This window comes from Muriicola jejuensis, assembly GCF_010671595.1.
GTDB classification, from domain to species: Bacteria; Bacteroidota; Bacteroidia; order Flavobacteriales; family Flavobacteriaceae; genus Muriicola; species Muriicola jejuensis.
Map to the genome: position 1 here is coordinate 1 of NZ_JAABOP010000021.1, position 1,204 is coordinate 1,204.

The following is a 1,204-nucleotide window of genomic DNA, read 5'->3' on the forward strand; positions in this document are numbered from 1 at the left end:
TTAATCCAGTCATAAATTGCGTTTATAGCCGTCCAAATTCCACCAAGAATCCAAGTGAAAAGGATTTCCGCAATTATTTCTCCCATGTATGGTGTAGATTTGAGAAAGGTTGGTAATGTGTTACAACGGTTTTGGCTATGATCTCGGCTTCTTTGAAACTCCGTGACCCTTAAACCACTTTATTATAAAATTAAATGTAGGAAATTTTAATGAGGAACAGATGTTAGCTGGATTATAGCCGTTGTTGGCATACGTTTTTATAATTTTTTTTCCAATATTCTCATTTACCAATTCTGAGCCCTGCGTAAGAAGACATTTCTATAGACATCTTCCGTGGTCGTTTGGGTAACAAAATTTTCCAACGTTGTAGATTCGTTAATTCTAATAAATTGAAGTGGACTTCCATCAATCGCTTTGAAATTGAGTGTGTCATTTTCAACAAACATAAACCCTTTTTCAACCCATCCCATTTCTGTACGATCATCTATAAAGTATTTATTTTCATTCATTTTGAAATTCACCCAATATAAACCAAGAGGTGTTGAATAAAAGTAAATAGTATCTTTTTTAATGAAAATTTCTATATACTGGTCTGCTCCCTCTTGTTGAGACAAGGGGTGCCAGTTGCCTTCAATAGTTCGTAGATTATTCTTTTGTGACTGACAAGAATGGAAAGATAAAATACCAACGTATAAAAATAAAAGATACTTCTTCATCTAATGTATGCCAACGGTTCCGGCTATGGTTTGGCGCCTGGAGGCGCCATCTTTCCGGATTAGTTTTTTATCAGACCTAAAATAGGAAAAAAACCCGACCCCGGCTGGCGCTAAACTATAGCCGTTGTTACCTAACGTAGCTAGCACCACCCAGACCCCTTGAGAGTTCCCAGATCTCCGCAGGCCCTTCCCAGAAAAACCTCCGAGTAAAGACCATAGCAAAAGAAGGAACATTGGTCATTGACCGACCTTGACTTTACAAAAGGACTTTGAGTTTGACTTGAAGATAAACGCTATGGTAGGTAACGGTTCCGGCTATGGTTTGGCGCCTGGAGGCGCCAGCCTTCCGTATTGTTTTATTAATCCCTAAAATAGCAAATAATCCCAGACCTCAGAGGGCGATGAACCATAGCCGTTGTTGTGCCTAGTTGTTTTTTAAATCCACCTTATGTTTTTCAGAAAGACATGGTTCCGCAAATTCTAGGATA

General features: G+C 38.7%; 1 protein-coding gene. It reads right to left on the bottom strand.

What is annotated here, in order from left to right:
• Positions 1–284: 284 nt before the first annotated feature.
• Positions 285–716, bottom strand: coding sequence for a hypothetical protein (locus GWK09_RS14875; RefSeq protein ID WP_163694260.1), 432 nt, complete (start codon positions 714–716; stop codon positions 285–287).
• Between the last annotated feature and the right edge of the window lie 488 nt (positions 717–1,204).

Bases quoted from the DNA above. Each gene is read 5' to 3' on its own strand.
- GWK09_RS14875 (WP_163694260.1), bottom strand. From the start codon at position 716: ATGAAGAAGTATCTTTTATTTTTATACGTTGGTATTTTATCTTTCCAT.